29 protein-coding genes are annotated in these 25,000 nt (G+C 38.4%); 13 read left to right on the forward strand and 16 right to left on the reverse strand.

Features of this window, described 5'->3' with window-relative positions; genetic code table 11:
* Positions 1–54: 54 nt before the first annotated feature.
* Complete coding sequence (locus tag CMT41_RS11325; protein ID WP_057181411.1) at positions 55–465, reverse strand: acyl-CoA thioesterase; 411 nt, start codon at positions 463–465, stop codon at positions 55–57.
* 1,230 nt (positions 466–1,695) lie between these two features.
* Between CMT41_RS11325 and CMT41_RS11330 the strand changes: the two genes are divergently transcribed.
* Both CMT41_RS11330 and CMT41_RS11335 read left to right on the forward strand, forming a co-directional pair.
* Positions 1,696–1,980, forward strand: coding sequence for a hypothetical protein (locus CMT41_RS11330; RefSeq protein WP_058027316.1), 285 nt, complete (start codon positions 1,696–1,698; stop codon positions 1,978–1,980).
* Between the two features lie 115 nt (positions 1,981–2,095).
* Positions 2,096–3,844 (forward strand): PKD domain-containing protein, encoded by a 1,749-nt coding sequence (locus CMT41_RS11335; protein WP_157466367.1) that lies wholly within the window; start codon positions 2,096–2,098, stop codon positions 3,842–3,844.
* A 374-nt stretch (positions 3,845–4,218) separates the two neighbouring features.
* Here the strand turns inward: CMT41_RS11335 and CMT41_RS11340 are convergent, their stop codons facing one another.
* Positions 4,219–5,193 carry a transposase gene (locus CMT41_RS11340; RefSeq protein ID WP_057181416.1) on the reverse strand — a complete coding sequence of 325 codons (975 nt, stop codon included), beginning with the start codon at positions 5,191–5,193 and terminating at the stop codon, positions 4,219–4,221.
* Between the two features lie 72 nt (positions 5,194–5,265).
* Between CMT41_RS11340 and CMT41_RS11345 the strand changes: the two genes are divergently transcribed.
* Together CMT41_RS11345 and CMT41_RS11350 are read left to right on the forward strand one after the other, a co-directional pair.
* On the forward strand, positions 5,266–5,829 hold the full coding sequence (locus CMT41_RS11345; protein WP_058027318.1) for a tyrosine-type recombinase/integrase: 564 nt from the start codon (positions 5,266–5,268) through the stop codon (positions 5,827–5,829).
* Positions 5,822–6,886 carry an IS91 family transposase gene (locus tag CMT41_RS11350; RefSeq protein ID WP_057183656.1) on the forward strand — a complete coding sequence of 355 codons (1,065 nt, stop codon included), beginning with the start codon at positions 5,822–5,824 and terminating at the stop codon, positions 6,884–6,886. Before CMT41_RS11345 ends, CMT41_RS11350 begins: the two co-directional genes overlap by 8 nt.
* 294 nt (positions 6,887–7,180) lie before the next feature.
* On the opposite strand, the gene CMT41_RS11355 is transcribed toward CMT41_RS11350, so the two are convergent.
* Positions 7,181–7,807 carry a hypothetical protein gene (locus CMT41_RS11355; RefSeq protein WP_058027319.1) on the reverse strand — a complete coding sequence of 209 codons (627 nt, stop codon included), beginning with the start codon at positions 7,805–7,807 and terminating at the stop codon, positions 7,181–7,183.
* Positions 7,808–8,570: 763 nt separating this feature from the next.
* On the opposite strand from CMT41_RS11355, the gene CMT41_RS11360 reads away from it, so the two are divergent.
* On the forward strand, positions 8,571–8,855 hold the full coding sequence (locus CMT41_RS11360) for a hypothetical protein (protein WP_058027320.1): 285 nt from the start codon (positions 8,571–8,573) through the stop codon (positions 8,853–8,855).
* 643 nt (positions 8,856–9,498) lie between these two features.
* Here CMT41_RS11360 and CMT41_RS11365 read toward each other — a convergent pair.
* From CMT41_RS11365 to CMT41_RS11380, 4 genes are all read right to left on the reverse strand, one after another.
* Positions 9,499–9,795 carry an ArsR/SmtB family transcription factor gene (locus CMT41_RS11365; RefSeq protein WP_057181420.1) on the reverse strand — a complete coding sequence of 99 codons (297 nt, stop codon included), beginning with the start codon at positions 9,793–9,795 and terminating at the stop codon, positions 9,499–9,501.
* Positions 9,796–9,807: 12 nt separating this feature from the next.
* Positions 9,808–10,233, reverse strand: a complete 426-nt coding sequence (locus CMT41_RS11370) for a YeeE/YedE family protein (protein ID WP_057181421.1) — start codon at positions 10,231–10,233, stop codon at positions 9,808–9,810.
* Between the two features lie 3 nt (positions 10,234–10,236).
* A complete protein-coding gene (locus CMT41_RS11375; protein ID WP_057181422.1) occupies positions 10,237–10,659 on the reverse strand; it encodes a YeeE/YedE family protein in 423 nt (140 codons plus the stop codon).
* Positions 10,660–10,737: 78 nt separating this feature from the next.
* Positions 10,738–11,610: an MBL fold metallo-hydrolase gene (locus tag CMT41_RS11380; protein ID WP_058027321.1), complete on the reverse strand. Its 873-nt coding sequence runs from the start codon at positions 11,608–11,610 to the stop codon at positions 10,738–10,740.
* Positions 11,611–11,700: 90 nt separating this feature from the next.
* Between CMT41_RS11380 and CMT41_RS11385 the strand changes: the two genes are divergently transcribed.
* The 3 genes from CMT41_RS11385 to hspQ all read left to right on the forward strand — a co-directional run bounded on the left by CMT41_RS11385 (position 11,701) and on the right by hspQ (position 13,351).
* Positions 11,701–12,450 carry a sulfite exporter TauE/SafE family protein gene (locus tag CMT41_RS11385; RefSeq protein WP_082606531.1) on the forward strand — a complete coding sequence of 250 codons (750 nt, stop codon included), beginning with the start codon at positions 11,701–11,703 and terminating at the stop codon, positions 12,448–12,450.
* Positions 12,451–12,476: 26 nt separating this feature from the next.
* Positions 12,477–12,863: a rhodanese-like domain-containing protein gene (locus tag CMT41_RS11390; RefSeq protein WP_058027322.1), complete on the forward strand. Its 387-nt coding sequence runs from the start codon at positions 12,477–12,479 to the stop codon at positions 12,861–12,863.
* Between the two features lie 158 nt (positions 12,864–13,021).
* Positions 13,022–13,351, forward strand: a complete 330-nt coding sequence (gene hspQ, locus CMT41_RS11395) for a heat shock protein HspQ (protein ID WP_057181426.1) — start codon at positions 13,022–13,024, stop codon at positions 13,349–13,351.
* Between the two features lie 44 nt (positions 13,352–13,395).
* On the opposite strand, the gene CMT41_RS11400 is transcribed toward hspQ, so the two are convergent.
* The 6 genes from CMT41_RS11400 to CMT41_RS11425 form a co-directional block, all read right to left on the reverse strand.
* Positions 13,396–14,055: a LiaF domain-containing protein gene (locus tag CMT41_RS11400; protein ID WP_058027323.1), complete on the reverse strand. Its 660-nt coding sequence runs from the start codon at positions 14,053–14,055 to the stop codon at positions 13,396–13,398.
* A 454-nt stretch (positions 14,056–14,509) separates the two neighbouring features.
* The gene (locus CMT41_RS11405; RefSeq protein WP_058027324.1) at positions 14,510–14,926 is read right to left on the reverse strand and encodes a hypothetical protein; all 417 of its coding nucleotides are present in this window, start codon (positions 14,924–14,926) and stop codon (positions 14,510–14,512) included.
* 19 nt (positions 14,927–14,945) lie between these two features.
* Complete coding sequence (locus CMT41_RS11410) at positions 14,946–15,308, reverse strand: hypothetical protein (RefSeq protein ID WP_057181428.1); 363 nt, start codon at positions 15,306–15,308, stop codon at positions 14,946–14,948.
* A gap of 130 nt (positions 15,309–15,438) precedes the next feature.
* Positions 15,439–15,888: a GyrI-like domain-containing protein gene (locus CMT41_RS11415; RefSeq protein ID WP_058027325.1), complete on the reverse strand. Its 450-nt coding sequence runs from the start codon at positions 15,886–15,888 to the stop codon at positions 15,439–15,441.
* Positions 15,889–15,959: 71 nt separating this feature from the next.
* Complete coding sequence (locus tag CMT41_RS19805) at positions 15,960–16,220, reverse strand: DUF6868 family protein (RefSeq protein ID WP_335338148.1); 261 nt, start codon at positions 16,218–16,220, stop codon at positions 15,960–15,962.
* 136 nt (positions 16,221–16,356) lie between these two features.
* Positions 16,357–16,602, reverse strand: a complete 246-nt coding sequence (locus tag CMT41_RS11425; protein WP_058027326.1) for a hypothetical protein — start codon at positions 16,600–16,602, stop codon at positions 16,357–16,359.
* A 599-nt stretch (positions 16,603–17,201) separates the two neighbouring features.
* Here CMT41_RS11425 and CMT41_RS11430 point away from each other — a divergent pair.
* Positions 17,202–17,858 carry a Qnr family pentapeptide repeat protein gene (locus CMT41_RS11430; RefSeq protein WP_057181431.1) on the forward strand — a complete coding sequence of 219 codons (657 nt, stop codon included), beginning with the start codon at positions 17,202–17,204 and terminating at the stop codon, positions 17,856–17,858.
* 298 nt (positions 17,859–18,156) lie between these two features.
* Here the strand turns inward: CMT41_RS11430 and CMT41_RS11435 are convergent, their stop codons facing one another.
* Together CMT41_RS11435 and CMT41_RS11440 are read right to left on the reverse strand one after the other, a co-directional pair.
* Entirely contained in the window at positions 18,157–18,729 is a 573-nt protein-coding gene (locus CMT41_RS11435; protein ID WP_057181432.1) for a tRNA-(ms[2]io[6]A)-hydroxylase, read from the reverse strand.
* Between the two features lie 191 nt (positions 18,730–18,920).
* Positions 18,921–19,490: a sulfotransferase gene (locus CMT41_RS11440; RefSeq protein ID WP_442855083.1), complete on the reverse strand. Its 570-nt coding sequence runs from the start codon at positions 19,488–19,490 to the stop codon at positions 18,921–18,923.
* Between the two features lie 304 nt (positions 19,491–19,794).
* Here CMT41_RS11440 and CMT41_RS11445 point away from each other — a divergent pair, with 304 nt between their 5' ends.
* Together CMT41_RS11445 and CMT41_RS11450 are read left to right on the forward strand one after the other, a co-directional pair.
* Complete coding sequence (locus CMT41_RS11445; RefSeq protein ID WP_058027328.1) at positions 19,795–21,651, forward strand: GNAT family N-acetyltransferase; 1,857 nt, start codon at positions 19,795–19,797, stop codon at positions 21,649–21,651.
* A gap of 183 nt (positions 21,652–21,834) precedes the next feature.
* Positions 21,835–22,794, forward strand: a complete 960-nt coding sequence (locus CMT41_RS11450; RefSeq protein ID WP_057181435.1) for a histone deacetylase family protein — start codon at positions 21,835–21,837, stop codon at positions 22,792–22,794.
* A gap of 143 nt (positions 22,795–22,937) precedes the next feature.
* Here CMT41_RS11450 and CMT41_RS11455 read toward each other — a convergent pair whose 3' ends face one another.
* Positions 22,938–23,330, reverse strand: coding sequence for a hypothetical protein (locus tag CMT41_RS11455; RefSeq protein WP_058027329.1), 393 nt, complete (start codon positions 23,328–23,330; stop codon positions 22,938–22,940).
* A 239-nt stretch (positions 23,331–23,569) separates the two neighbouring features.
* On the opposite strand from CMT41_RS11455, the gene CMT41_RS11460 reads away from it, so the two are divergent.
* Both CMT41_RS11460 and CMT41_RS11465 read left to right on the forward strand, forming a co-directional pair.
* A complete protein-coding gene (locus CMT41_RS11460; protein ID WP_057181437.1) occupies positions 23,570–23,752 on the forward strand; it encodes a hypothetical protein in 183 nt (60 codons plus the stop codon).
* 154 nt (positions 23,753–23,906) lie between these two features.
* Positions 23,907–24,881 (forward strand): hypothetical protein, encoded by a 975-nt coding sequence (locus CMT41_RS11465; protein ID WP_058027330.1) that lies wholly within the window; start codon positions 23,907–23,909, stop codon positions 24,879–24,881.
* The last annotated feature ends 119 nt before the right edge of the window (positions 24,882–25,000 follow it).

Here is a 25,000-nt window from a genome sequence, read left to right on the forward strand (position 1 = left end):
AGCACCTTACTTAGCAAGACTGAGGGCTTAGCAATAGAGATGTGTCAGCTAATGCTACATATTAAGGGTATTAATTTCTATTTTTGTTTGCTGCTCTAATAGTTCCAGCGTTTTACCGTGAGGAATAGGTAAACGTGTTTTCGGATCAACTTGTACAAAAACAATATCATCAGCCAAACAAATGGTTTTTTTAGTGGCTTTATTACGCACCAAACAAGTGACAGTAATAGAAGTACGGCCGACCTTCTTAGTCTCTAAGCCAAACTCAACCACATCACCCTGCATAGCGGCAGACTCAAAACTAATTGCACCAATATGCTTGGTCACTAGACAATTAGTTTCTAATTGACAGATAGCATAAATAGCGGCCTCTTCATCAATCCATTCAAGGGCACGACCGCCAAATAAAGAGTTGGCGTAATTTAAATCATTGGGCATAACAAGACGACGGGAAAGGAAATGCATAATAAGCCTTAAGCTAATGTAGGTTTAACTGGTATGACCTATTATAGCACTTTTAATAGCACGTACTGAGTATTAACTCTAATGGCTATGCTGTTAACTTTTCCTAGACTAGCACTGGGCTATGTGTGGATCGTCACAAATAATGAGAAATGCGTCATGTGATAAGAAAATTTAACAATTAATTTACAATGATTTGTGACTGCGCATTATGTTTGAGTTTATCAATCCGCAAATGAAATTAACTTCTAATGATCACTTTTACCACCAAGTAGCCCTTAACAAAAGGGCTACTTCCTTTAAAATTTACTAATTTTTTAAAATTAGATGCTAAGGGCGGTAACTACCACAAAGCCGTCCTAATTATTAGAGCGAACAAGTCTATTTTTATGTCAGCTATCTTCAGGGATAGCTGACATTAAGATATATACTCTATGGCGCTAACGCCCCCAAAACTGAGATAGAATGATTATTGTAGTGTTACCTAAATGGTGCCTTCTCAATTAAAAACAGGAGGTTTATTATAATAATTAAACCTTTGATAATTTAAGTCTTTATATCAAAACAAAACCACATAAGTTAGCTCAAAGCTTATAGGTACCAACTGTTTTTATCTGGCTATTATATTCACTCCTTCTATAAGGTTTCAGTCATCTCCTAATTTTGCTATCTATTAAAAATTTCGAACACATAATTAAAAAATATAAGTTTATTTTTCCTACGAACGATTTTCCCAAATCAAATATAACTGCTTTTACCTGTCGAACCAGTGTCCGTTTTTTTTACAGTTTAATGTTTTTTAAAATTTATTTTTAAAATATAAGCCGGCCAAATTAACGACTCCATAGCAAATAGTTAAATAGTTAAATAGTTAAATAGTTAAATAGTATAGTTATTTTTATTGCTATCTATTTTCTCAAATAAAATATAACTGTTTCTCCCTGTTTAACTAGTGTCAGATTCTTTTACAGATAGGTAGTTTTATAATTAATTTAAAAAACAACTGGTTGAAAAGTAGTCAATATTTGCTTTGGTCTGATATATGCTTCATTTATTTCTAGACCACATATGTAAGTGTTAGTTAAGTCTTTTTTCGTGGGGTTATTGTAATCCCGTTTAATGTTGAGATAGGTTTAAAGTTTAATTCGTTATTTTTAGGCCGTTAATGTTAATAAAGCAGAAAGATATTAATTCCTGAGTACATTTTCAATATAAGCAAATGGAGAAATCATAATGAAAAAGGCCATAAAAAGTAAAGTGCTAGCTGTAATTATGTTGATCTTGCCCCTGTCCTTTACCGCACTGGGGAGTGATGAAGAAGAAGTTGCAATAAAGCAGTGTGATGTAGCTCCCGCAGCCTTCGATGAATACCTTGCTAATACAGAAGGTATTGATGTCGCAACTCGTGATCAGGCGGTTGCCATTAACAATGAAATTAAAGCGGCGTGTGAGGGAGGCGATGAAGTAATGGCCGCACAAAAAACAACTGAATTTGTTGTCTTACTTGGTATCGAGTAAATTTATAGATCCTTCTTTCAGTTCATTAAACAGTTAGTTAATTTATTGCGGTATGTTGGTTCCCGTTGAACTGCGATACCTCATCATCGACTAAAAAACACATAGTGAGAAACATATGATAAGTAATAACTCTTCAACTTCTTTCTACAAAATGAGGATGCGATTAATTCTCCCTCTATTCGGATTTTTACTTCTTGCCTTTATCAGTGTTAGTTATGCAAACTCAAATCAAAGTATTATAGGGCTAGGGGTAACTCCCAATACAACGCCGGCGGGGAGCATAGTTAACGTGCAGTTCCGTTATACCATTGGACATAACCATAGTACAACTACAGGTTGGCAAATCAGACTGGATGGCTCAACTATTTTGAGTAGTGGCACCAATTTTTTTGCCAGGCCAGGTTTTACGGGGTTTTATAGAAGCTTCAGTATTAACCGAAATGTCACAATTCCCATCGTGACACCGCCTGGTGGTCATACTATCGAAGTGCGCACTGTGTATTCTAGCTTGTGCAACTTTAATACCGTCAATAGTTGTTTACGTAGGGCTTCAATACCTATCATAATCACCGGCGCCGCACCGACTGCCGATGCAGGAGCTGATCAATCGGTTGGGGAAGGAATCGCGGTGTTTCTTGATGGCTCATTGAGCAGTGATCCTGATGGCGATCCACTCTCATATCTATGGGCGCAGATTGCAGGACCGATTGTTACGCTTAGTTCAGCTACAACTGTTCAAACGCAATTTATGTCCCCGTATGTGGTCAGCACCGAGATACTAACTTTCAAGCTGAGGACTACCGACACGAGCGGATTGAGTTCGGTGGATTTTGTCGATGTTACTGTGTCCAATACCAATACGCCGCCCAACGCTGATGCTGGTGATAACTCTTCTATCAAGGAAGGTGCTTTAGCAACACTGAATGGTATGAACAGTTACGATGACGAGGGTGATGCTATTAATTATACGTGGACGCAATTGACAGGTACGCCTGTAACTTTAAACTTATCAGACCCATCAAAACCGACGTTCATTGCACCTAGCCCTTCCGGGCAGACGTTACTATTTCAATTGGCGGTTGATGACGGGAAGGAAACTAGTCTTCCTTCGTTTGGAAGTGACTCCAGTGTCGCTGATAGAATACTTGTTACCATTGTCATGAATACTGCGCCTATAGCTAATGCAGGAGTCGACCAAACCAAAAATGAAGGCAGTGAAGTCACACTGAATGGTATTGCCAGCTATGATCCTGATGGAGATGATATTAGCTACCTGTGGTCACAACCAGGTGGAACCAGTGTCATATTGGATGATTATACTTCAGCAACACCTAAGTTTTCTGCCCCTCCAGTGATGCTAGGTGGTGAAACGTTGACCTTCTTACTCACCGTCACTGATGACGATCCTATTAATCCCAAATCACATACAAACGATGTCGTTATTAATGTGGTCAACGTCAATGATCCTCCTAGCTGTGATCTGGCGCGTCCGAATATCCTCACCTTGTGGCCGCCTAAACACAAACTATCTCTTATTACAATAGAGGGGGTGGTGGATGGCCACGATTTGTACAACACCGTGACTTTGAGAATTACAGGTGTGACTCAGGATGAGCCTATAAATGGAACTGGTGATGGCGACACCAGTCCAGATGCTATCATACAACAAGATACGGTGAGAGATTCTGTTCTTATACGCGGTGAGCGTGCCGGTAATTTGAATGGTCGTGTTTATTCAGTCGCATTTATAGCGGATGATGGGTTCGAGTCATGTACTGGTACTATTTCGATTTCCGTACCACACAACCGTAAGGGGCCTGACGCAGTGGATGATGGTCAGACAGTTGATTCTACACAGCAATAATTGGTGTCGTTAATACTAAGAAAATAAGCGGGAAGATTTCTTCCCGCTTTCGTTATAAAATTAACTTTGACAACTAGCATTTTGAACTTATGCTTTTAAAGCATTGCCTAATTCCTAGATGCTGAAATTTTGCAGTAAAAACTAATTGTGAAACATATTGTTTCTAAAAACAGAAGACACCCCTCTCTAAATAATCACCATAGGCTATCACAAACCCGTTATTTTTTTATCATTAAATCTACCTGACACTTGGCTTTTTTAGGTAAAATAAAATGAATGATTTGGCAGTTATAAGAAATATCAACTTTGGTTAATTTCAGGCGTGTTTAAGCTTTAATACTCAATTAACAGGATAATTTGTTATGAAGTGGTCGCTAAGCGAATAGCTTGTGACAAACAGATACAGAGGCACGTTTTTTAAGGTGTTGATGTTGGCAAAATTCAGTTAAGGCTTCAGGCTTGCCTACCGCGCCATGAAATACCTTTCTAAATTGTGTGGTTAATATTAACCAGTTTTCTGAACTTATGTTTAATCGCGTTAATATGCTGGGCAAATTATTATCAATATAACCTCGTTTATCTTCTCTAATGCAACGACCGGTTAAGTCTACCAACTCAATATAATCTTTTAGCTCAAACGCTAAGCCTTCAGGCGAATTTTGTCGGGGGTTACCGACAAAGGGGCAAAGTAAGGTGGGTTGTTCTGCTTTTTTAGCGGCTCTTATACGCTGTTGAATACTGGTGTGATTCGAGCTCTCAGGGGTTTCTGCTATTTTGGCTCTTATTGGATTTAAATCAACATACGCCATGCAAGCAATAACGGCGGCTTCATCTAATAAGGCTTGAGATTTAAAACGCCCTTCCCAGAACCTACCTGTGCATTTATCTTCTTTATTGGCTTGTATGGCAATGCTTTCATTTAGAATTCGCATAAACCAACTAATGTCGGTTAACCGTGCTCGATACACTTGTGCGGTTTCTGCCAATATTTGTTGCAGTGGTTTAATCAGTTTATCGCCACGTAGGTATTGTTGGGTAACGAGTGTTCCTTTAAATAATTGATGCCAACGGGTAACAACTTCATGCAGTGACCATGTTTTGGCTTGTTCAACATCAACACACAACACAATATGGGTATGATTACTCATTACCGCATAAGCACATACCTCAATAGCAAACGTTTGGCTTAACGCTAATAATTTTTCTTCAACCCAACCGCGCCTATGCTCAAAGCTTTGTCCTGTGACTTTATCTTCGCCACATAAAAAAGCACGACGAACACAACGGGAAATACAGTGATAATAAGGCGTATCAATTAAACTGACTTGCTGTTTTCTTGCCGTTGCCATAGTAACCTCCACTAGTTTATTTGCTGATTAAATAAGCATAGTTGAGGTGACTATTTATTTCCATTGAGAGGGGTGTCTGCTATTTTCCGTAAATTTCGCTATCAGGTGTTTTATCTCACTACCTACAGCTTAGGTTTACGCTTAAGTGAATCGCTCAACTTGACCATTGCCGATATCGACAGTGAATTAATGCAGGTGCATGTACGTAATACTAAATCTAAACGTGACCGACTAGTGCCTTTACCGCAAACAACCTTATTGGCCTTACGACGCTATTGGCAAACTCACCGCCATCCAAGTTTACTGTTTCCTGGCAGGGTGGACCCTAAGAATAACGCCATTAAACCTTGGCTGATGGACAAGGGGGGCGTACAAAAAACGATTAAAATTGTCGCGAAAGACTGCGGTATTAGTAAGAATGTTCATGTCCATACCCTGCGTCATTCCATTGCGACACACCTGTTTGAGCACGGTTTGAGTTTACGTGCTATTCAAGTGTTCCTGGGTCACGCAAGTCCAATCACTACCGCCAGGTATACCCGCATGACCCAAGAAGCCAAACACAACAGTGCGATAATGCTTAATAGCATTATCAATACGTTGAGTATTCATTGGCAGGAGCAAAACCATGATTAACTTAGCAACCATTGCCAATAAATATCACGTTATGTTTGAACAGCGCTACGGTAAAAAGTTACAAGCCAAACACCACTACGCGCTTAAACAAATTATAGCCTGTCATACACCTGCTGCGGGAGCGATGTTATACCACTGCGGTGATTGCCATGAAGATAAAACCCTTTTGCCCTCTTGCGGTCATCGTCATTGCCCATCGTGTCAACATAAGTGCAACAGTCATTGGTTAGCGATGCAGCAACAAAAACTATTGCCGATCGATTACTACCTCGCCACCTTTACCTTACCAGCACAGTTACGCCCTTTTGTTTGGTCTCATCAAAAGTGGGCGTATCAGGCCATGTTTCTTGCGGCAAAAGAAACGCTGGATGCGTTCTTTAAGAACGATAAAAAACTCGGTGAATGCAACGGCTTAGTCGCGGTATTACATACGCATTCTCGGCAGCTTGATTTTCATCCCCACGTGCATTTTATTGTGCCCGCTGGAGGATTAAGTAAAAACAAAATGTGTTGGCTAACCAAAACAGGTAAATACCTTTTTACTGCGGATAACTTAGCAAAGGTCTTTCGCGGTAAGTTTATAGCAATGATGAAAGATGCCTCGTACTACCTACCAAACAAAACGCCTACCGAATGGAATGCTGACTGCGAATATGTCGGCAAAGGCAATGAAGCCTTAACCTACCTCGCTCGGTATTTATATCGCGGCGTGATTAGCGAAAACAATATTCTCGCACTTGAAAATGATGAGGTCAGTTTTCAGTATAAAGACAGTAAGAGTAAAACGTTTAAAACCATCACCGAGCATGCTTGTAAGTTTTTGTGGCGAGTAATACAACATGTTTTGCCCAAAGGATTCAGGCGAGCGCGTAATTATGGTTTTTTACACGGCAATGCCAAAGCAACATTAAAACGTTTGCAGCTGCAATTAAACGTTAACTTGCCACCGCTGCAGCCAGTGATTAAAAAACCGGTGTGTTGTGACAAATGCCATCAACCGATGGAGCTTTACCTAATGCGCATTGCCAATAAAATCATCTTAGATGGAACGAGATAAAACAAGGATGTGTATTAACAGAGGGATTTGTGTGCGTAATGCTGTTTATTCACCAGCATCAATATGAATGAATTGAGGGTTAGCGATGTAAAAACAACCAGGTTTTGTACCGAAAATTGCAAAGGGTTATGTTGCGATTGTGGCGGTACTCGCCCTAAAAAAACACCAACAACCATGGCATTAAAAGCCACCTACCTCAGTATTTATATATTTCCTATAAAGAGTACAGCTAATCGACCGAGCTTGTTCAACAACAGGATAAAGTTGCGGCTGCGCGCAACCTATCCTTGTTTATTAGGCATTTTTTGCCAATTCGAATGCTTCTAGTAAAGGCAGGAGCTTGTCTCCTATTTTCTTTTCTCGATTGCTAGTTCTAACACCGTCTATAACATCAGTTGAGTACCCTTTGATATATGTAGGTGGTAGGTGTGCCGCTTCTCTCTCAAAATTGAAAACACATACCCCCTGAAACGTAGATTTATCATCATCTTTGTCGCATGTATAGGTGTAGGTTAAAACACCATCAGCTTCATTAATAAAGGTAGCCTTAGAAATCCACTGGGCGTAAGACTCACCGTTCTCTTTAAAAGCTTCACCACGAATAACAAGGTGATTTAAAGTTTGGTCGAAGACTTCAACAGTTATAATTTTTTCATTGTTAGAGGCTTTAAACTCACCAACCCAAGTTCCGTTAAGGAAAGTTGCACCTAACAAATGCTTTTTAAGCCACAGCCAATTTCGAGCTAGACTTGATAATATTTTGGCAAATAAATTGTAAATACCAACCGCTGAAAGTAAAGTTACAATTGGTTTAGCTACACCAAACTCATTGAGAAAAGGAGCAACATTCTCAATCATAAAATACATAACCATTACAGTAGCAACGGTCACATATGAATGGAATTTATGCTCAGAAGTCATGATTCATCCTTAAATGCCTAACAGCTTTATTATGAGGAAAAATTCCTTCTTTCTACAAGATGGAGTTAATCGTCAATAATTTATAAGAATGTGAGATTACTTGATTGTTGTCTGTAGTTCAATGAGTTAAAAATAACAAATCAACTGTTAGATGTGTAAAAGGAGGCAATATCAGCTCTTTCTTTTAGAAAACAGGAATCACAGCCTACTGTATAGGAATACACTAACAATAAAATAAACATTCATTAGAAAATATATGGCAAAACTTTCGAGATTAACTTCCGCTCTGCGCACTAACTTGTCGTTAGGATATTTTTTAAAGCAAAACTAAAAATTCATACACCGGATTACTCTAAGGGCAGTAGTTACTACTTTGCAGACGTTAGGGGCTGGAATTTTGAAGTTGTTCCGGATTAGTTTTTGTATCGATACCGCCAACTGTTGAAAATATTTCTTGAATTACCTTGTTAAATTTATAGGGTTACGTAGTTTATTCTAAGATAACAGTTGACTTACTAAATATGGGTTGCTATCATCCTATCTGATTTTTAATTCCGTAGTACAGTAACTTAGCTAAGTACATGGATTATAAACAAAAGAGTAGAATAAAATGAACATAGTAAAAAACATCATAAACGCCTTAGGAGGTGTAAACTAGAGAGAAGATTGAAAAGTACTTATTATAGTAAGTATGAACCTTTTCCAACTCCCCCCGTTTTATCCTCCCTAAAGGTTAACTTATAACTTTAAAGGAGAGACACTTATGAACAACAACAACTTTTCACAAGAAAACTTTTACAACAGCATCACCTTATACCAAAATACGGATTCTACACCTTTATGTGAAGAAGACTATCTGATAATGAAGGCTGATAAATTACGTATGTCTATAATTAACTGGAAAGAGAAAATAGTAGCTTGCCCTAAAGAGGGGATTAATAACCTACTAATTTTTACGAGTAACCTTAACAATTGCAACCTGCGTCTAAAAGAGATACTTCGCGCACTAGATGAAATTGATACTAGTTTAAGTATGAATTTTTATTAGGGTTATTTGTAAGAAGAATAAACTCTTCGTAAGTTAGCCCTAAATCTTTCAAGGTTTGTAGTACTAGAGCTTCACTTTCTTTCAGAAAGACCTTTAGTTCTGCAACCTTTTTATTTCCAGAAGGAGATAACATAACACACCTCTTTTTTAATTGATTAAATTATAAACCCTATGACCTGTTAGGTCAATAAGTCTACTGATGTGACACACTCTTTGTGGGAGGGGAACATAGCAGCTTATTATGGATACGCCTAAGTAACATCAGAGGAATGACTCATTAGAAAATATATGGCAAATAATTTGAAGCTAACGTCAACTAAGCGCACCAAGAAGTCCTTAGCGGCGACCTGTTTTTATTGGTCATTGATTACCAGCTAAGGCTCACTGTTACCACAAAGTTGCCATTATTTTATAGCGATTTGTGAAGTATTTTGTGATTTTATCACGACTCTTGACGAAAAATCTTCAATAAAATTATCCCAATTTGACTACAGCTCATAAAACCATTGAACAAGAATTCTCATTATTTATGACGATCCTCATATGACTTAAAAAGCCAGAATAGTTCCCCTTGAGTTAGGCTTAGCCAAGGCAACGTTCGTGCAGTGTCTGGTAAAAATCGAGTAATGAAGATCTATTTTACTTAGTCACAATATAGCTTATGTAAAACGCTAATAATTTCGATCACGGCTTGACTGTCTAAGGCATAATAAATCGTTTGCGCGTCTCGACGAGTTTTTACATAACTTTCACGGCGTAACCAAGCCAGATGTTGTGATAGTGTTGATTGAGCAATGGGGAATAACTCGTTTAATTGACTGACCGATAATTCACCTTGCTGTAATGCACATAAAATCATTAATCTATGCTGGTTGCTCATTGTTTTTAATAGCTTGGTTGCTTTTTCAGCATTGGCTTCTAATTGGCTATAATCGGTCATTGTCTTCTCATGTTATTCGTTAGCAATGGTATTAGATATTTTTTGGGCGACTTGCATGCCAATGAGCATTGCAATGAAAAATCCGAAAAACTTGATGTTACCCGTCAGTAAAGTAGCCAGAGCGGGTCCAGGACAAATTCCTATTAAGCCCCAGCCTAAGCCGAATATGGTAGCACCAACGATTAAAGGTTTATCTATTTTATTGTTGTTTGAGACAATAAATTCTTTATCGAGCAAAGGTTTGTCTTTAGTTCGTACCAGTAAAAAATAGCCACTGCCAAAAATGGTTAAAGCACTGGCCATCACCAAGGCCAAACTGGCATCCCATTGACCGGTTATATCTAAAAAATTAAGTACTTTTTCTGGATTAACCATTTGTGCAATGGTCAAGCCAGCACCAAATAAGACCCCGGAGATTAACGCTATAATTAATTTCATCGTTTAAGCTCCAATAATATGACGAGTAATAAATACCGTTAATCCGGCGGTGATCATAAAGATTATTGTCGCAACAATAGCACGAGGTGATAACCGGCCAAGTCCACAGATAGCATGGCCACTAGTACAACCATTGCCCATTTTGCTACCAAAGCCAACCAATAAACCGGCAATGATAATCAGTGGCCAGCTTGCCTCTATATCAGTAGGTAACGGTGTTGCTGGCGCCATTGCAAAATATACTCCAAGCATTAAGCCCAGCAAAAATAGCCAGCGCCATAATCGATCATTATCTGTAGCTTGTATGGCACTGTGTAATATGCCGGATATTCCGGCTATTCGGCCATTAAAAATTAATAGCAATAGTGCCGAAACACCAATTAATGCACCACCAAACAAGGCTGTTAAGGGGGTAAATTCTGTCATATGTCTCTCTTTAGTAAGTTAAATAACGCTGTTTAGTCAATAATGGTAGGTATAACACCTCAACTTTTTCCGCTATTTCTATGGGTAGAATAAGCTCTGCTCAATGGGGATTTTTAAAAATACTTGTTCACCCTGTTCCGCACTAGGTAATTTCCCACCACGAATATTTACCTGAATAGCAGGGTAAAGCAGCTTGGGTACTGCTAAGTTTTTATCACGATTTTGGCGTAGCTGAATAAAGTCTGCTTTTGAAATTTTGTCATTGATATGAATATTATCACGCTTACTCTCGGCCACTGTGGTGGTATATTTTAATACTCGACCATTGGGTTGATAATCATGACATAGCCATAATTTAGTCCCTTCTGCTAGGGCATGAATCCGCTTAATACTGTCAAATAAAGTGCCCGCATCACCGCCGGGAAAGTCACAACGTGCGGTGCCGCCATCTGGCATAAATAAAGTGTCGCCAACAAAAGCATGATCTTCAACTAAGTACGTTAGGCTGTCATTGGTATGTCCCGGCGTAGCTAGCACTAAAACCCTTAGTTGGCCAAATTTAATCACTTGTTCGCTAACCAGTAGCACATCAAAAACATCACCCGTTGCCAAGAGTTCTTGGTCTGAAATATTGAAGACTTGTTTAAAGGTTTGCTGAACAATAGTAATACCAGCACTCACCGCTGTTTTCCCTCCCAGTTGAGACTTTAGATAATGTGCCGCACTGAGATGATCAGCATGGGCATGAGTTTCTAAAATCCAATCGACGGTGAGTTGATTATCTTTGATAAAGGCAATTTGTTTATCGGCAAATTCACTGCCTATTTTACCCGAAGGTAATGAGAAGTCTAAAACACTATCAATAATAATGGCATGGCCGCCCAGCTGATCGAAAACGATATAGCTGATTGTTGAACTGCACGAATGATAAAAAGCTTCTATATTGACCATTAAATTATTTCTCTTGTATTTCTACCTCTGTATATCGTATATTAGCAATATACAATATTAAAAGGCAAGAATTAAAAGGCAAGAATTAAAATGTTCATTATTATTGCAGCTTTGTTGATTGGTTTGAGTTTAGGCGTTCTGGGCTCGGGTGGCGCCATCCTAACCATACCTGTGCTCATCTATGGCTTAGAGCAAAGCGAAATTATAGCAATTACTAGCTCTTTGGTTATTGTTGGCACTATTAGTTTGGTTACCGTGATAGTGAACTTGGCCAAGAAACAGATTAATTGGTCGATGGTATTGCTGTTTGGCTTGCCCAGTATGATAGCTACCTATATGGGCGCTTGGCTGGCTTCATATACCGAGCAATCGATACAAATGCTGGTCTTTGCCTTAGTGATGATGACGGCGGCTTGGCGGATGCATAAAGCTAAAGCAGTGGCTAATACCGCTAATATTGCTCCCGTTAAATCGGTTTTCCTGGGTGGCTTAGTTGGTACCTTAACTGGTTTTGTTGGTGTTGGCGGTGGTTTTTTAATTGTTCCCGCCTTAATGACTTTTGCTCGACTTAAGATGAGCGCTGCTGTGGCCACCAGTTTGATGATAATTAGCCTAAATTCTGTGGTTGGTTTTTTAAAATATCAGCAAGTACTTATCGATATTGAGCTAACACTTGATTGGCAAGTTATCGGCTTGATCAGTGTCATTGGTTCAATTGGCAGCTTAATCGGTCAAAAAATAGCAACTAAGTTACCACAACAAAAAATTCGTCAGTTGTTTGCATTAATACTACTACTTATGTCGAGTTTTATTTTAATACAAACCTTACTCAATTTTTAACTGGTTTTAACCTTTAGGAAATAACAATGCTTATTAATGTTAAAGAGCTAGTACGACTAGCAAAAAAAGAGATAATGGAAATAACGTGTGAGGGGCTGTATCAACAGTTACCAACTCAGCCCCTGATTATTGACTTACGAGAAGCAGTTGAATTGGAAAATGGTCTGTTACCCGGTGCTGTCCATATACCAAGAGGTGTATTAGAAATGCGTATCACTAGCTTAGTTAGGGTCGCTGATACTAAGGAGCCATTACTTACACTTGCTCAGCAAAATATTTATTTATATTGCCAAAGTGGCGCACGTTCGGCCTTAGCAGCCCAATCATTAGCTAAAATGGGCTTTGATAAAGTATATTCTCTCACTGGCGGAGCTAGCGAATGGCGTAATAAAAATTTACCTTTTAGCCAATAACAACCAAACAATAAGCGAATAAATGTTGGCTATACTTATAAATGCGTGAACTTATCCGTATGGAAATTATTTTGCTGTGGTAAAGGTTATATTTCATATAGATTAATTACCTTAAAGGTTGGCATAAGCCGACTTAACTCATTCATGGAGAATAGTGTATGGGAAAAGTAACAAATATTACCAAGGTAAAGTTTTCCGTGGGCGACTTAATTCAACACCGACTTTTTGCATATCGTGGCGTTATAGTCGATGTTGATGTGAATTTTCAACTCACTGATGATTGGTATGATCAAGTAGCTAAGTCTCGACCGCCAAAAGATAAACCTTGGTATAGTGTATTAGTTCATGGCAGTTCACATTCAACGTATGTAGCCGAACAAAACTTAGCCCCTGATGATATTTTGACCGACATCAGCCATCCAAAACTAACACACTATTTTTCTACGTTAGAAAATGGCCGATATATTCGCAATAAACCGATGAATTAAGGCAGTAACCACATTAATGCTCACTCGCTAAACCAGTTAGCTAATTACGAAAACATTTTTTTAAAACTGTCCGCCATCTTGATGAACTTTTCTTTCATCGAGCGCTTTAAATCGATATTGACACTACTAAATATCGAAAAGCCTTCAATAATAATGGTGGGGGTTGGTGTCGTTGACCTTACCTGGCTAACGCCATTATTAGGCGCTGAGTTATCAATACTGGCAAAAATACAAAAGGCTTTAGCAGCAACATTAATATTTTCCGGCACATAAATAGTATCACTACTAAAGAGGCTAAACATTTTTATACGCACTTCTTGCTGACTAAATACGGCATCAGTAAAGTCGATTTCAGTGCTACTAAAAAGACTAAAATAACGTATCTCATTAGCAACTCGAAACGCACCACCACGATTGCTGCTACTAAATATATTTATCATGGTATCCACTTCTTCTGCTTCACCAGCAACAAAATTAGGCGCTAGGTCTTGCTTTTTGCTTTCAACAAAGGCTTTATCAACAGCAAGTGGTAAATCACTGGTCAGTTCAACAAGTGCTTGATGATTAGCCAACTCCATCGCTTGGTCTAAACGACGATCAAACGCTTCATAAGAGATTTCACCATGACTATAATTCATGATTAATTGATCAATCACTTCACTGCGAACAGTTTCAATGGGTCTATCTGCAAGATTTACTGACATATCTCTTCCTTGTTTTAACTAAGCTTGAACCTAAACGTAAGCTAAAGGTAATTAGTTAACGAGTTATAATTAACTATCAAATAAAGCAAATGTTACGCCACAAATATAAAACTATAAATTCAATTACTTACAAGAACACAAAAGAAAACTAAGTGTTAAGAAAACTAGATGTTAGTTTATTTGACCACAGTTTTGTAAAAAATCGTGCCTACATCACCCCCCTAATTTATACTGACCCTGCTATTTTTAGCCCTATTTATTCACTTGTAGGTGGTATTTACACCACCAGCTGAGCATATATTAAGACTTGCATCATCTAATGGGTGAACTCATTAAACTGAAACATTAGCCTTAGGGATCTAAATTAATAAGCAGGGACTGATGTATTTCACTTGCTGTAGGGAGTCATACCAACACAGCAATAAGCAGAATTTATAGATGGTTGAATGTTTTGTTATCTGTCATTGCCTAAAAGTTTTAGTTGAGCCTGTACTTTCTTGTTTTCTTGCTCATTAATTACTTTATATCCCCGAGGGTAAGGCCAACCATATCCCCAACGAAATTTAGTTGGAAGATAAGGCGTGCCACCGACACGTACCCCCGCCAACATAAGCTTGGCAATGACAGGTTCTCCTACGTTTGTCACACACAGACGCAGCGATTCATCTGCCTCAACACGATCTTGATAAGTCCCTCCCACCCAATAGGCAAAATCATGAGCTGTACAGCAAGAAAGCCATAAGTCTTTATCTTCGAGTGTGCCATCTGGAAAGGAACTACAGCCATCAGATATGAATGGTTTAATCTCATCTGCTGAATATACAGTCGTTGAGGTAATTGCCAATAATATGATGACTAGCCAGGTTTTCATGATGACACTTGACCGCTTATTATATAAATTTAACTTCAAATCGCTCATCATAGTTATGCAGAATTAGAGATTTTTCTATATTCTTTAATTCTTCCTTGTCAATTTTAACCAAGTCTATTTCGTGGTAACTAAATCGAGCCTTTATCTTTATTACACTGCCATCAAAGGTAATACATTCTAAGCTATTAATATGTTCCTTTGATAAATCACTCCCTTCAAGGCTGACATTAGTGCCACGTTCCTCGTCTGGCAATATAAATTCATAAAATAATGTTCGGTGAAGAAGAAGTGTTTTAATGTAACCCTCTCCAATATCGAGCGCAAAAGAAATAATTAAATCCTTTTCAGTTTCCTCGATATTCATAAAGCTAACGACATCCATTAGTATGACTCCAACTGGTCGAATAAATACCAACGCCCAAATAATAGCCTAAGTTATTGTTGGCTAACATTAGCGACGAAGGAGCAAAAGCCAACCATTTTTTGTCCTTGTTTAACTGCCGGTAATGTAACTATTTAACCGCTATATGAACTTCAATTTCATTTTCGTGTGGATAATACTCGAAATCCGTTGAATAAAGCCTTTTATGCTCTTCTTTACCCTTAGAAAAATAATTCCAAACGTCAGTCCAAGCATCAATAGCTATTTGAGGCATTTCTCCCTTATGCGTAAATACTAGGTATTTTGCTGCAGGAATAGTTACCTGCGCTAAGCTTATTTTTGGCGGCATAGACAAGCCATCAAAACCAGCATGAACGGTAAATTTACCGGTGTGATCTGATTCATAGTCAGAATATACACCGTATACTCTTTCACCATTTTTATAATCTACCGAAACTGTTTCATCAAATGCTTGCCATAAAGATGAAATTTTTCCTTTATTCGGATCCATTTCAGTTTCATTATCCGTTCTGATACTCAAGCCATTAATCGTTTTTTCTGAAACAAACCTTAATTCCATCTTAATATTCTCCTAGTTACCAATGCGCCAATAGTGGGCAAATAATGCCGGTTTGTCTGATGAAATAACCACTAAATCATTAGTTTTAATGCTAGGTACGGCACCAAATTAAAAATGATAACAGCTATTTTGTAATTTGCCATGTATGAAAAATATAAGGTAGGTAACTCTGCAACACTTACACCAGTCAATTTACTGTGAATATTGATAGTGAAGCCATTAAATAAAAAAAGAAATATTGCTGCGAAAGCTAAAAAACACACATTAAGCGCAGTACACCAGCCTAAAAAAGTTGTAATTTCATTAATATCCATAGTGGCTTCTATCTCCATACCTTTACTTCAACATAACGCTATAGAGTAGCAACGATCCTATAAGCGTAAAAATCGAAAAATTTCTGTTGGCTAAAATGTTGAACTGAGTGAAAACAGCCAACAGTATTTTTTTATTTGAACTTCTGGTGTATTTTTAATTACTCAAGACTGTTTTACTTTTTTTATTAAACCATTTTGTGATACTTTTAAGCATATTATCAAAAGTATATAAGCAAATTGAAAGCAGAATTAATATTGAAAATGAAAATTTATCGAATGAAAAAACATTCGCTTTTGCTGCATCTACACCAGAAAGCTCAAGCAATGCTATTGATAAAAATACTGAGATTAAATACTTTATAAACCGCCAATAAATATTTTTAGTTTTCGACTCATCCATAATTTAAACGCCTTAATTTGATAAAAACATAACAGCTTATTCGTGAGAATTTCAGGGTGATACAATTTAACCTGACTAATTACTATCGGTAACTAGTGCACTTTTATTAATAATTTTAATACGTTACCAGTAATTATTAATATTATCAAATACAGCATTAACCCCCTCATCTTTTTATACTTATATATACTAGTTAAAGACATAAAGGACCGATAGACCATATTCCTTCATTATTTAAAATCGCCTATATAGCGCACAAAAGGGCAACAGTAATTGTCACGGCATAGCTTTATTTTCACCATTTTATTTGGGCCGATTAATAACCTGATACCAACAGTTTAGACGTTAATACTTTTACTCAGCTAAGGTAATTAACGGACGTACACGTTTTAGCTCCTAGACCTTTATTTTCATCGGTAAACTTTCTTCATCCATCACGCATCTCTGAAAATGATTTTACCGCACTAAAAATGGCATTTTGACCCCTTTAAAAGACTATTTCAGCGCCTTTTAACTCATTGTTTTTACTAGCATTTAATTGATGGCTATTTTAACTACCTAGGTGGTAATCTTCACGCACTATCACTTGGAGGGCTATGATGCCGACAACTAAAAAAGACTTTATTGAGCACGACTTCTCTAACCAAGACTTGCAAGGCATGCGCTTTGAACAATGTAATTTCTATCGATGTAATTTTAATAGGTCTGATTTAAGCGATGTTGAATTTATTGAATGTAGCTTTATCGAACAAGGTAGCATTGAGGGCTGCCGATTTGATTATGCGAACCTACGTGATACTAGCTTTAAGCAGTGTCGATTGTCTATGGCTAGCTTTATCGGAGCGAGTTGTTTAGGCATAGAGTTTAGGTCTTGTGACTTGAAAGGGGCTAACTTTGTTAAAGCGAGTTTTGAAAATCAAATTTCACGTCAGTCATACTTTTGTAAGGCCTATATCACCGGATGTAATTTATCTTATGCAAACTTTTCTGGTGTGCGTATTGAGAAGTGTGACTTATTTGAAAATCGCTGGCATGGCGCTAACTTGCAAAGTGCTTCACTGAAAAATTCAGATTTAAGCCGTAGTGAATTTTCAGAAGATGCTTGGGAGCAGTTCCAAATGCAAGGTTGCGACTTAACACATACAGAATTAAATGGTCTCAACATCAGGCGAGTTGACCTTGATGGCGTAAAAATTTGTCATTGGCAACAAGAGCAATTACTAGAGAGCTTAGGGATCCTAGTATTACCCGATTAATACGGATAATAGCTATTAAGACCGCTCAAATTGTCTTATCAGCAAGCTATTTTTTTATCGCTAATATCAAGTTAATTATGGAAGTTTCCCTTATTATCATTCACTTCCTTTTAGTGCACTTAGTTGCCCGTAGCCAATTTTATTTAACCAAAAAGAAACGGTAATCTAATAAACATATATAGTGGCTTAGCTTAAAAGTGTATTGCTCAATTAAAAGAAAAATGCACGGAGTTGACGTGAGTCAATGAGTACTTTTGCTACTTTTATCGGGCGATACACAAATAAGATAAGTAACTAGTTAGTGGAGAATTGCGCGAATAGGTAGAGCCGCACAAATTTTAGCTTCAGCAATTAAAATTTCTTCTAAGCGCTGGTCAACTTCGGCTTTATCACAATACTCGTACGCCAGCTCAACAAATAAGTTTTTATGTTTTTCTTCTGACTTAGCAATGGCGACATAAAAATCTTTATCTTTACCTTCAGGAAGTGCTTGTGAAACTAACCAGAACTTCTCATAACCACGCGCTTCAATAACGGCGGCAACCAGTAATCTATCCATCATAAAATAACTGGTGCCATTACGGAACAAGGCGCGAAGCTGGTTAATGTAAGGGTCTTTTTTATCTTGACCTAAGGTGACATCGCGGGCGACAAGTAACTTTAATACTTGTTTAAAATGAATAAGCTCTTCAATGGCTAAATCAGTCATAGCGCGAACCAATTTAGCTTTGTCTGGATAATGAGACAGCATTGCCATTGCCATACCTGAAGCTTTCTTCTCGGCTGCAGCATGGTCTTGCAAAAACAAGTTAAAGTCAGCCATAACGGCATCAACCCAATCTTGGCCAGTGTGGTGTTTTAATTCAAACATATTTACTACTCTCTAAGACAATATTTACTTAATGGAAATTACTCAATACAATTGGCGTGATTTTACCTGTGAACTTTTCACTCTACAATAGCTAAGCTAACTTGGCTGAATAAAATATTTTATCAAAAAGGCTTAATAAAAAACTTTACCTATAAAACCTTTATAAATCCCGCGTTAGTCATTACCTTTTACTAGTAAAGCAGCTTATCAATTTTGCCTTTATTAGTAGATTCTACTTTTAACGTGTTATTAAGGCCTTGCCAGGCTTTTACTTTACCGCCAAGGTTAATTTTTTTAAAACCGCCCTCTCTGGCCTTGTCACTATCAATATTAACAAAAGCTAACATTTTCATATAACTGTTTTTATCACTGACATCTATGGTCAATAGGTCTTGAGATCTGTCTTTAAAGTAATCGTCAATTCCCTGTTGATGACGGCTATAACAGCGAAGAAAGAATTCATCACTGTTAATATTATTGGCCGTTAATGGTGCAAAAACTTCATTATAACAACGTTTTAAATGCGGATTAAAGCCGCCATCGCTGCGCTGCAAATTCACTATCATGCGCTGTAATAACTGCTTGATTGATGGCAACCATTGTTCTGGTGACCGAGTGAGGTAAATAAACTTACTATTAGCGAAGTGTTTATCCAGTTTTTGATAATCACAAAATATCGGCGTATCGGCAAGTACCTGCGCTTCTACAAAGGCATTTTGGGTATAGACATTATGCGCGGTTTTAAAGCCTTGCTCTAACATGGCTAAACAAACACTGGTCGTTGCTGTTCTGGGTAAACCTATGATAAAAATTTTTCCGTCAAACACTAAACTAAACCCTTAAAATATGAAAAGACATAAAACTGATACATCAGCGAAACAGCAGTAAAATCACACTAAATCACGTTAAAAACAGCTAATTATAACTTATTTCATCATTTAACAAACGCACAATTGACAGTGATCAATAAATACCTTATTGATGAGAGCATACTAGGTAAATACCTAAACAAAGACTAAGCAATGCCTAGTCCATTTATAGCAAAGAAGTAGCCAAGGAAATTTCATGACAGCACAAGATGAGCAACGTGATAGTGTCAACTGGAGTGATTACTTAAAGTCCGGTAATCGTATCTTTATCGGCTCCAATGCCGCGGTACCGAATGCCTTGATCGATGACTTAATAGCCAATAGCCAAGGTTTGCATGATATTGAGACCGTCCATATTCTAACCCTTTCTGAAAATGTTTGGGCCAAGCGCGAACATAAAGATTTATTTAAAGTAAATAGTTTATTTATTGGTGGTAAAAATATTCGCGAAGCTATTGCCGAAGGGCGTGGTGACTATACCCCGTGTTTTATTTCCGATGTGCCACGCTTATTTCTTGAAAATATTTTACCCCTCGACGTAGCACTTATTATGGTCAGCCCGCCAGATGAATATGGTTACTGTTCATTAGGTGTGAGTGTTGATATCGTTTCTTCCGCAGTAAAAGCAGCTAAATATGTTATTGCCCAGATAAACCCGAAAATGCCACGCACTAACGGTCATAGCTTTGTTCATGTAAATCAAATTCATGCCTGGATAAACGTTGCACAAGACCTACCACAAATAAAACCACCGGAAGTGGATCGCCGCAACGAGCAAATTGGTCAATATGTTGCTATGTTGGTTGAAAATGGCGCTACCTTACAAATAGGCATAGGTAAAATTCCCGAAGCGGTATTGCGTTATTTAGGTAATCACAAAGACTTAGGTATTCACAGTGAGATGATATCTGATGGTGTGGTTGATTTGATGTTAAAAGGCGTGATTAATAACCGCAAAAAAACCTACCATAAAGGTAAAGCGGTAGCGACTTTTTGTATTGGCACGCAAAAAGTTTATGATTATGTTGATGGCAACCCGCACATAGAATTTTATCCGTCAGAGCATATCAACTCACCGGTAAAAATCGCTAAAAATGACAATATGGTGTCTATTAATAGTGCCATTGAAGTCGATTTAACCGGTCAGGTAGTTTCAGACTCTATTGGTTATCAATTTTACAGCGGCATTGGTGGACAAGTTGATTTTATTCGTGGCGCATCACTGAGTAAAGGCGGTATGCCTATTATTGCCCTGCCCTCAACTACCCGTGATGGCAAAATATCTCGCATTGTTGCCCATATCACTGAAGGTGGCGGCGTAGTAACTTCGCGCGGCCATGTGTCCTATGTGGTGACCGAGTTTGGTATTGCCTCCTTGCGCGGTAAGAGTATTAGAGAGCGTGCCTTAGAGCTGATCAGAATTGCTCACCCTAAATTTAGGGATAAATTACTTGCCGATGTACGGAAACATTATTGGGTACCAGAATATCAAGAAAGCTCTCCGAGTTCGGTACCTGAACTAGGCTCAATTGAAATGAAGCGCTTTAATTTTGCCGATATTAATTATATCTTAAGGCCACTTGCGCCGGCAGATGAGCGAAAGTTACAAGAGTTTTTCTATTCCCATAATAAAGAAACCTTGATGATGCGCTACAACCATCACATTACCCAGATGACCAGGGAGAAGTCCTGTAACTTGGTCAGCGTTAACCAACATGTAGATCTTGCCTTGTGCTTTACCAAGAAAGATTCTTTAGGTGAAGCGATTGAGGCCGTGGCTCGATATTATTACATTGAAAATATTAATAGTGGTGAGGTGGCCTTTGTTATTAAAGAAAGTTTGCGTGGCCGCGGTATGGCAACTACCTTACTCGGTGAAATTATTACCATCGCCAAGATGCGTAAACTAGATAGCCTAGTGGCTTGTGTACGCAGTGATAATGGCTCTATGTTAAAAGTCTTCGAACGTTCCGGTTTTGTCCGTCAAGCCAGTGATGATTACGATGAAGTGAGTTTAAAGCTGAGCTTGATTGAAGAGCCAGTAGAAAGTTAATCACTATTTGATAGTTAAATTTTAAACGACTTAAATATCCAGTGACTGTTCAGCTTTAAGCGTTAGAGCTCAAGTAAAAGGAAAAAGCACGGAGTTGACGTTAGTCAATGAGTACTTTTAACGCCTTAATTGAACTTTAACGAGACAAGCTGAATATTCACTCGCTAAAAAAAGAGAATAACTATGCCAGTTGGAATTATAGGCCACTATAGATGTGGCGAACATGACATGGGTGAGCACCACCCTGAAAATGCTAAACGATTAACCGCTATTTCAGACCAATTAATTCGTAGTGGCTTAGATTACGTCGTCCGTCAATTTGACTCAAAGCCTATCGATAAAAGCTTGCTAACCCTAGCGCATACACAAGAGTATATTGATTTTGTTTTTGATAATGCGCCCAATGAAGCGAAAGGCGAAGAACACTTTATCGTCGGTGCCGACGCAGTAATGAATACAAAATCACTGACCGCTATTTTGTATTCCGCCGGTGCTGCGGTTGATGCGGTTGATCTCGTCATGGATGGCACCCTAAGCGCGGCATTTTGTGCCACTAGGCCGCCAGGTCATCACGCAGAACATGATAAAGGCATGGGTTTTTGCTTTTTTAATAATGTTGCCATCGCTGCCGCTTACGCTAAACAAAAGTATGCTTTAAAACGCGTCGCCATAGTCGATTTTGATGTCCATCACGGTAATGGCACCGAAGATATTATTAAGAATCACTTTATGGCCACAGCCAAGGATGACAAAGGTTACCTGTTTTGCTCAAGCTACCAAGACCCACTGTACCCCTTTGAAGTTGAAGAAAGTAATACCGCACCTATTATCAATACCCCGTTAGCGGCAACAACAAAGGGTGAGCAGTTCAGAGAAAAGTTAACTGCACATTGGTTACCGGCATTACACCAGTTTAAACCAGAATTAATCATTATCTCGGCGGGCTTTGATGCCCACATCGAAGATGATATCTCCCAGGTGAGTTTAACTGAAGGTGATTATCGTTGGATAACCGATGAACTTAAAGTTATCGCCAATAAGTATGGTCAAGGCAGAATTGTTTCGGTACTTGAAGGTGGTTATGCTCCCAGTGCTTTAGGTCGAAGTGTCGTTGCTCATATTAATGGCTTGATTGGTAATTAATCGTGATTGAATATTAACAAATCGCGCGATTAAAATCCCGCCTACCGTAGGCGGGAATTCATTCGCGCTTTTCGTTAAGGAATTTATTCGCGCTTTTCGTTAAAGGAATTCATTCGCGCTTTCCGTTAAGGATAAAAAGAGGCTTAGAAATACCACGTCACAGATACTTGCGCATGTTCATCATTACTTAAGCTATAAAGTAAGTCGTTTTCATCATTACTGTGTAGCAGTCTGACATCAACACTGACAATAACATTAGCACCAAAGCGACGGTTTGCTTCAATAAGGAAACTAAAGGCATTGTGATCTAAATCACTGCCTATGCCCATTAATAACTCGCTACTTTGCATATCATTAAAAGCTAATCTTGCTCCTAAAAACAAGTCATTTTGCAGCAATGAACCTTCCGCGCTTAGAGCAACTTCACCGCGTGAATCCCAACTGTGTTCCATCAATAAACCTAAGTCGATATTCGAGGTAAATACACCAATAAAACTGTATTCAAAACCCGCTGGTGTTGCCCAAAAATCTTCCAAGCTGGTGCTGCGATGTATGCCCTAAAACCCCCATAATCAGCATTAACACTGCCCTGCTGTAATAAGTTGTCATCTAATCGATTGCAACTTATTACAGCAGGGCGACGATGTTTGACAGTTTAGTTTTTATATAGTGGTTACAATGAATTTAAGTTGAGTTGTCAGTTTATGTTTTTGATGTGTAGGTAATACTTTAAATGCTCTGCCCCCCTCGGTTTTAATACAAAAAGGAAAAACAAGTGATAAAAACAACAAAAGAATGGTGTGAAATATACGATAAGAACAAGTGTGACTATCCTGACTGGTTAAAAGAAGCGGTTAAAAATAAAAGTGGAAGTTTAGACTCTTGCTTAGAAGAAGATCGTAGAGAGGGAAATTCAAACGGTGAAGCTGTTTTACTTGGCGACGGCATTTATATGTAGCTGACCATTTTGAAGTAAAAATCTTATTTATAATTGAGGCGACAACAATCCTGACACAGTAGGATATTAACTAGGACAGCCACCGTTATGGCAAAATTATCGGTCTGAACTAAGGTTAAATCATCACTTGATATTATATTTAATCGAGGCTTACATGGCTGTGGCAAGAAAAAGACAAATAAGTTTAATTGATACCCCCTACTATCACTGCATTTCTCGCTGTGTACGTCGGGCTTTTTTATGTGGCAAAGATAAGGTTACTGGCCGGAGTTTTGAACATCGACGTGCTTGGGTTGAAGATAAACTGCTCTCTTTGGTTGATGTTTTTGCCATTGACGTTTGTGCCTATGCGGTAATGAGTAACCATAGCCATTTGGTACTCTTTGTTGATGAAGAAAAGGCCAAGTCGTGGTCAACTGTAGAGGTTATTAATCGTTGGCACCAACTATTCAAGGGCACACTACTGACTCAGCAATATTCACGCGGTGATGAATTAATAGCGCCCTTGCAAGCCATGGTTGAACAAACCGCTCAAGTATATCGGCAGCGATTAACGGATATTAGCTGGTTTATGCGGGTGCTTAATGAGGATATAGCAAGACGGGCCAATCGTGAAGATAACTGCACTGGCTGTTTCTGGGAAGGTCGTTTTAAATCTCAAGCCTTGCTTGATGAAGCCGCGATTATTGCCTGTATGGCCTATGTTGATTTAAATCCCATTAGGGCAAAAATAGCGACTACGCCTGAGCAATCAAACTACACCAGTATTAAGCAACGTATTAAAGCGGCCCTACATGGTAAGCAAGCAGAAAAGTTACTACCTTTCATAGGTAATGAGCATAAAAACAAACCTAAAGGGCTTACCTTTACTATTGAAGATTACCTTGAGCTAATTGATTTAACTGGGCGCTGTATTCGCGCAGATAAATGCGGTTATATTGAAAAAAAGCAACTTGAAATCCTGAATCGCTTAAACATCAGCGCAGAAAACTGGTTAACCTTAACCACACAATTCACCCGAAGGTTTCATGGCGCAGTGGGGCATGCTGAGGTGCTCAGTGATTTTTGTCAACACCAAGCACTACACAGGCGAACGACATTAGCAGTCTGTAATAAACTGCTCGCTTAGCACTCGTATTCAAAGCGTATAGGCATTATATTCTTTTGATATTGGCAGACGCTAAGGCATAACGACAATCTCAATTCAGCCAATATGCAGTAAAATACATTTTTAGCACCCAAACCGTA

The sequence above is a fragment of the Colwellia sp. MT41 genome, from assembly GCF_001444365.1.
In the GTDB taxonomy this organism is placed as follows: Bacteria; Pseudomonadota; Gammaproteobacteria; order Enterobacterales; family Alteromonadaceae; genus Colwellia; species Colwellia marinimaniae.

Bases quoted from the DNA above. Each gene is read 5' to 3' on its own strand.
- CMT41_RS11325 (WP_057181411.1), bottom strand. From the start codon at position 465: ATGCATTTCCTTTCCCGTCGTCTTGTTATGCCCAATGATTTAAATTAC.
- CMT41_RS11330 (WP_058027316.1), top strand. From the start codon at position 1,696: ATGAAAAAGGCCATAAAAAGTAAAGTGCTAGCTGTAATTATGTTGATC.
- CMT41_RS11335 (WP_157466367.1), top strand. From the start codon at position 2,096: ATGATAAGTAATAACTCTTCAACTTCTTTCTACAAAATGAGGATGCGA.
- CMT41_RS11340 (WP_057181416.1), bottom strand. From the start codon at position 5,193: ATGGCAACGGCAAGAAAACAGCAAGTCAGTTTAATTGATACGCCTTAT.
- CMT41_RS11350 (WP_057183656.1), top strand. From the start codon at position 5,822: ATGATTAACTTAGCAACCATTGCCAATAAATATCACGTTATGTTTGAA.
- CMT41_RS11355 (WP_058027319.1), bottom strand. From the start codon at position 7,807: ATGACTTCTGAGCATAAATTCCATTCATATGTGACCGTTGCTACTGTA.
- CMT41_RS11360 (WP_058027320.1), top strand. From the start codon at position 8,571: ATGAACAACAACAACTTTTCACAAGAAAACTTTTACAACAGCATCACC.
- CMT41_RS11365 (WP_057181420.1), bottom strand. From the start codon at position 9,795: ATGACCGATTATAGCCAATTAGAAGCCAATGCTGAAAAAGCAACCAAG.
- CMT41_RS11370 (WP_057181421.1), bottom strand. From the start codon at position 10,233: ATGAAATTAATTATAGCGTTAATCTCCGGGGTCTTATTTGGTGCTGGC.
- CMT41_RS11375 (WP_057181422.1), bottom strand. From the start codon at position 10,659: ATGACAGAATTTACCCCCTTAACAGCCTTGTTTGGTGGTGCATTAATT.
- CMT41_RS11380 (WP_058027321.1), bottom strand. From the start codon at position 11,610: ATGGTCAATATAGAAGCTTTTTATCATTCGTGCAGTTCAACAATCAGC.
- CMT41_RS11385 (WP_082606531.1), top strand. From the start codon at position 11,701: ATGTTCATTATTATTGCAGCTTTGTTGATTGGTTTGAGTTTAGGCGTT.
- CMT41_RS11390 (WP_058027322.1), top strand. From the start codon at position 12,477: ATGCTTATTAATGTTAAAGAGCTAGTACGACTAGCAAAAAAAGAGATA.
- hspQ (WP_057181426.1), top strand. From the start codon at position 13,022: ATGGGAAAAGTAACAAATATTACCAAGGTAAAGTTTTCCGTGGGCGAC.
- CMT41_RS11400 (WP_058027323.1), bottom strand. From the start codon at position 14,055: ATGTCAGTAAATCTTGCAGATAGACCCATTGAAACTGTTCGCAGTGAA.
- CMT41_RS11405 (WP_058027324.1), bottom strand. From the start codon at position 14,926: ATGAAAACCTGGCTAGTCATCATATTATTGGCAATTACCTCAACGACT.
- CMT41_RS11410 (WP_057181428.1), bottom strand. From the start codon at position 15,308: ATGGATGTCGTTAGCTTTATGAATATCGAGGAAACTGAAAAGGATTTA.
- CMT41_RS11415 (WP_058027325.1), bottom strand. From the start codon at position 15,888: ATGGAATTAAGGTTTGTTTCAGAAAAAACGATTAATGGCTTGAGTATC.
- CMT41_RS19805 (WP_335338148.1), bottom strand. From the start codon at position 16,220: ATGGAGATAGAAGCCACTATGGATATTAATGAAATTACAACTTTTTTA.
- CMT41_RS11425 (WP_058027326.1), bottom strand. From the start codon at position 16,602: ATGGATGAGTCGAAAACTAAAAATATTTATTGGCGGTTTATAAAGTAT.
- CMT41_RS11430 (WP_057181431.1), top strand. From the start codon at position 17,202: ATGCCGACAACTAAAAAAGACTTTATTGAGCACGACTTCTCTAACCAA.
- CMT41_RS11435 (WP_057181432.1), bottom strand. From the start codon at position 18,729: ATGTTTGAATTAAAACACCACACTGGCCAAGATTGGGTTGATGCCGTT.
- CMT41_RS11440 (WP_442855083.1), bottom strand. From the start codon at position 19,490: ATGTTAGAGCAAGGCTTTAAAACCGCGCATAATGTCTATACCCAAAAT.
- CMT41_RS11445 (WP_058027328.1), top strand. From the start codon at position 19,795: ATGACAGCACAAGATGAGCAACGTGATAGTGTCAACTGGAGTGATTAC.
- CMT41_RS11450 (WP_057181435.1), top strand. From the start codon at position 21,835: ATGCCAGTTGGAATTATAGGCCACTATAGATGTGGCGAACATGACATG.
- CMT41_RS11465 (WP_058027330.1), top strand. From the start codon at position 23,907: ATGGCTGTGGCAAGAAAAAGACAAATAAGTTTAATTGATACCCCCTAC.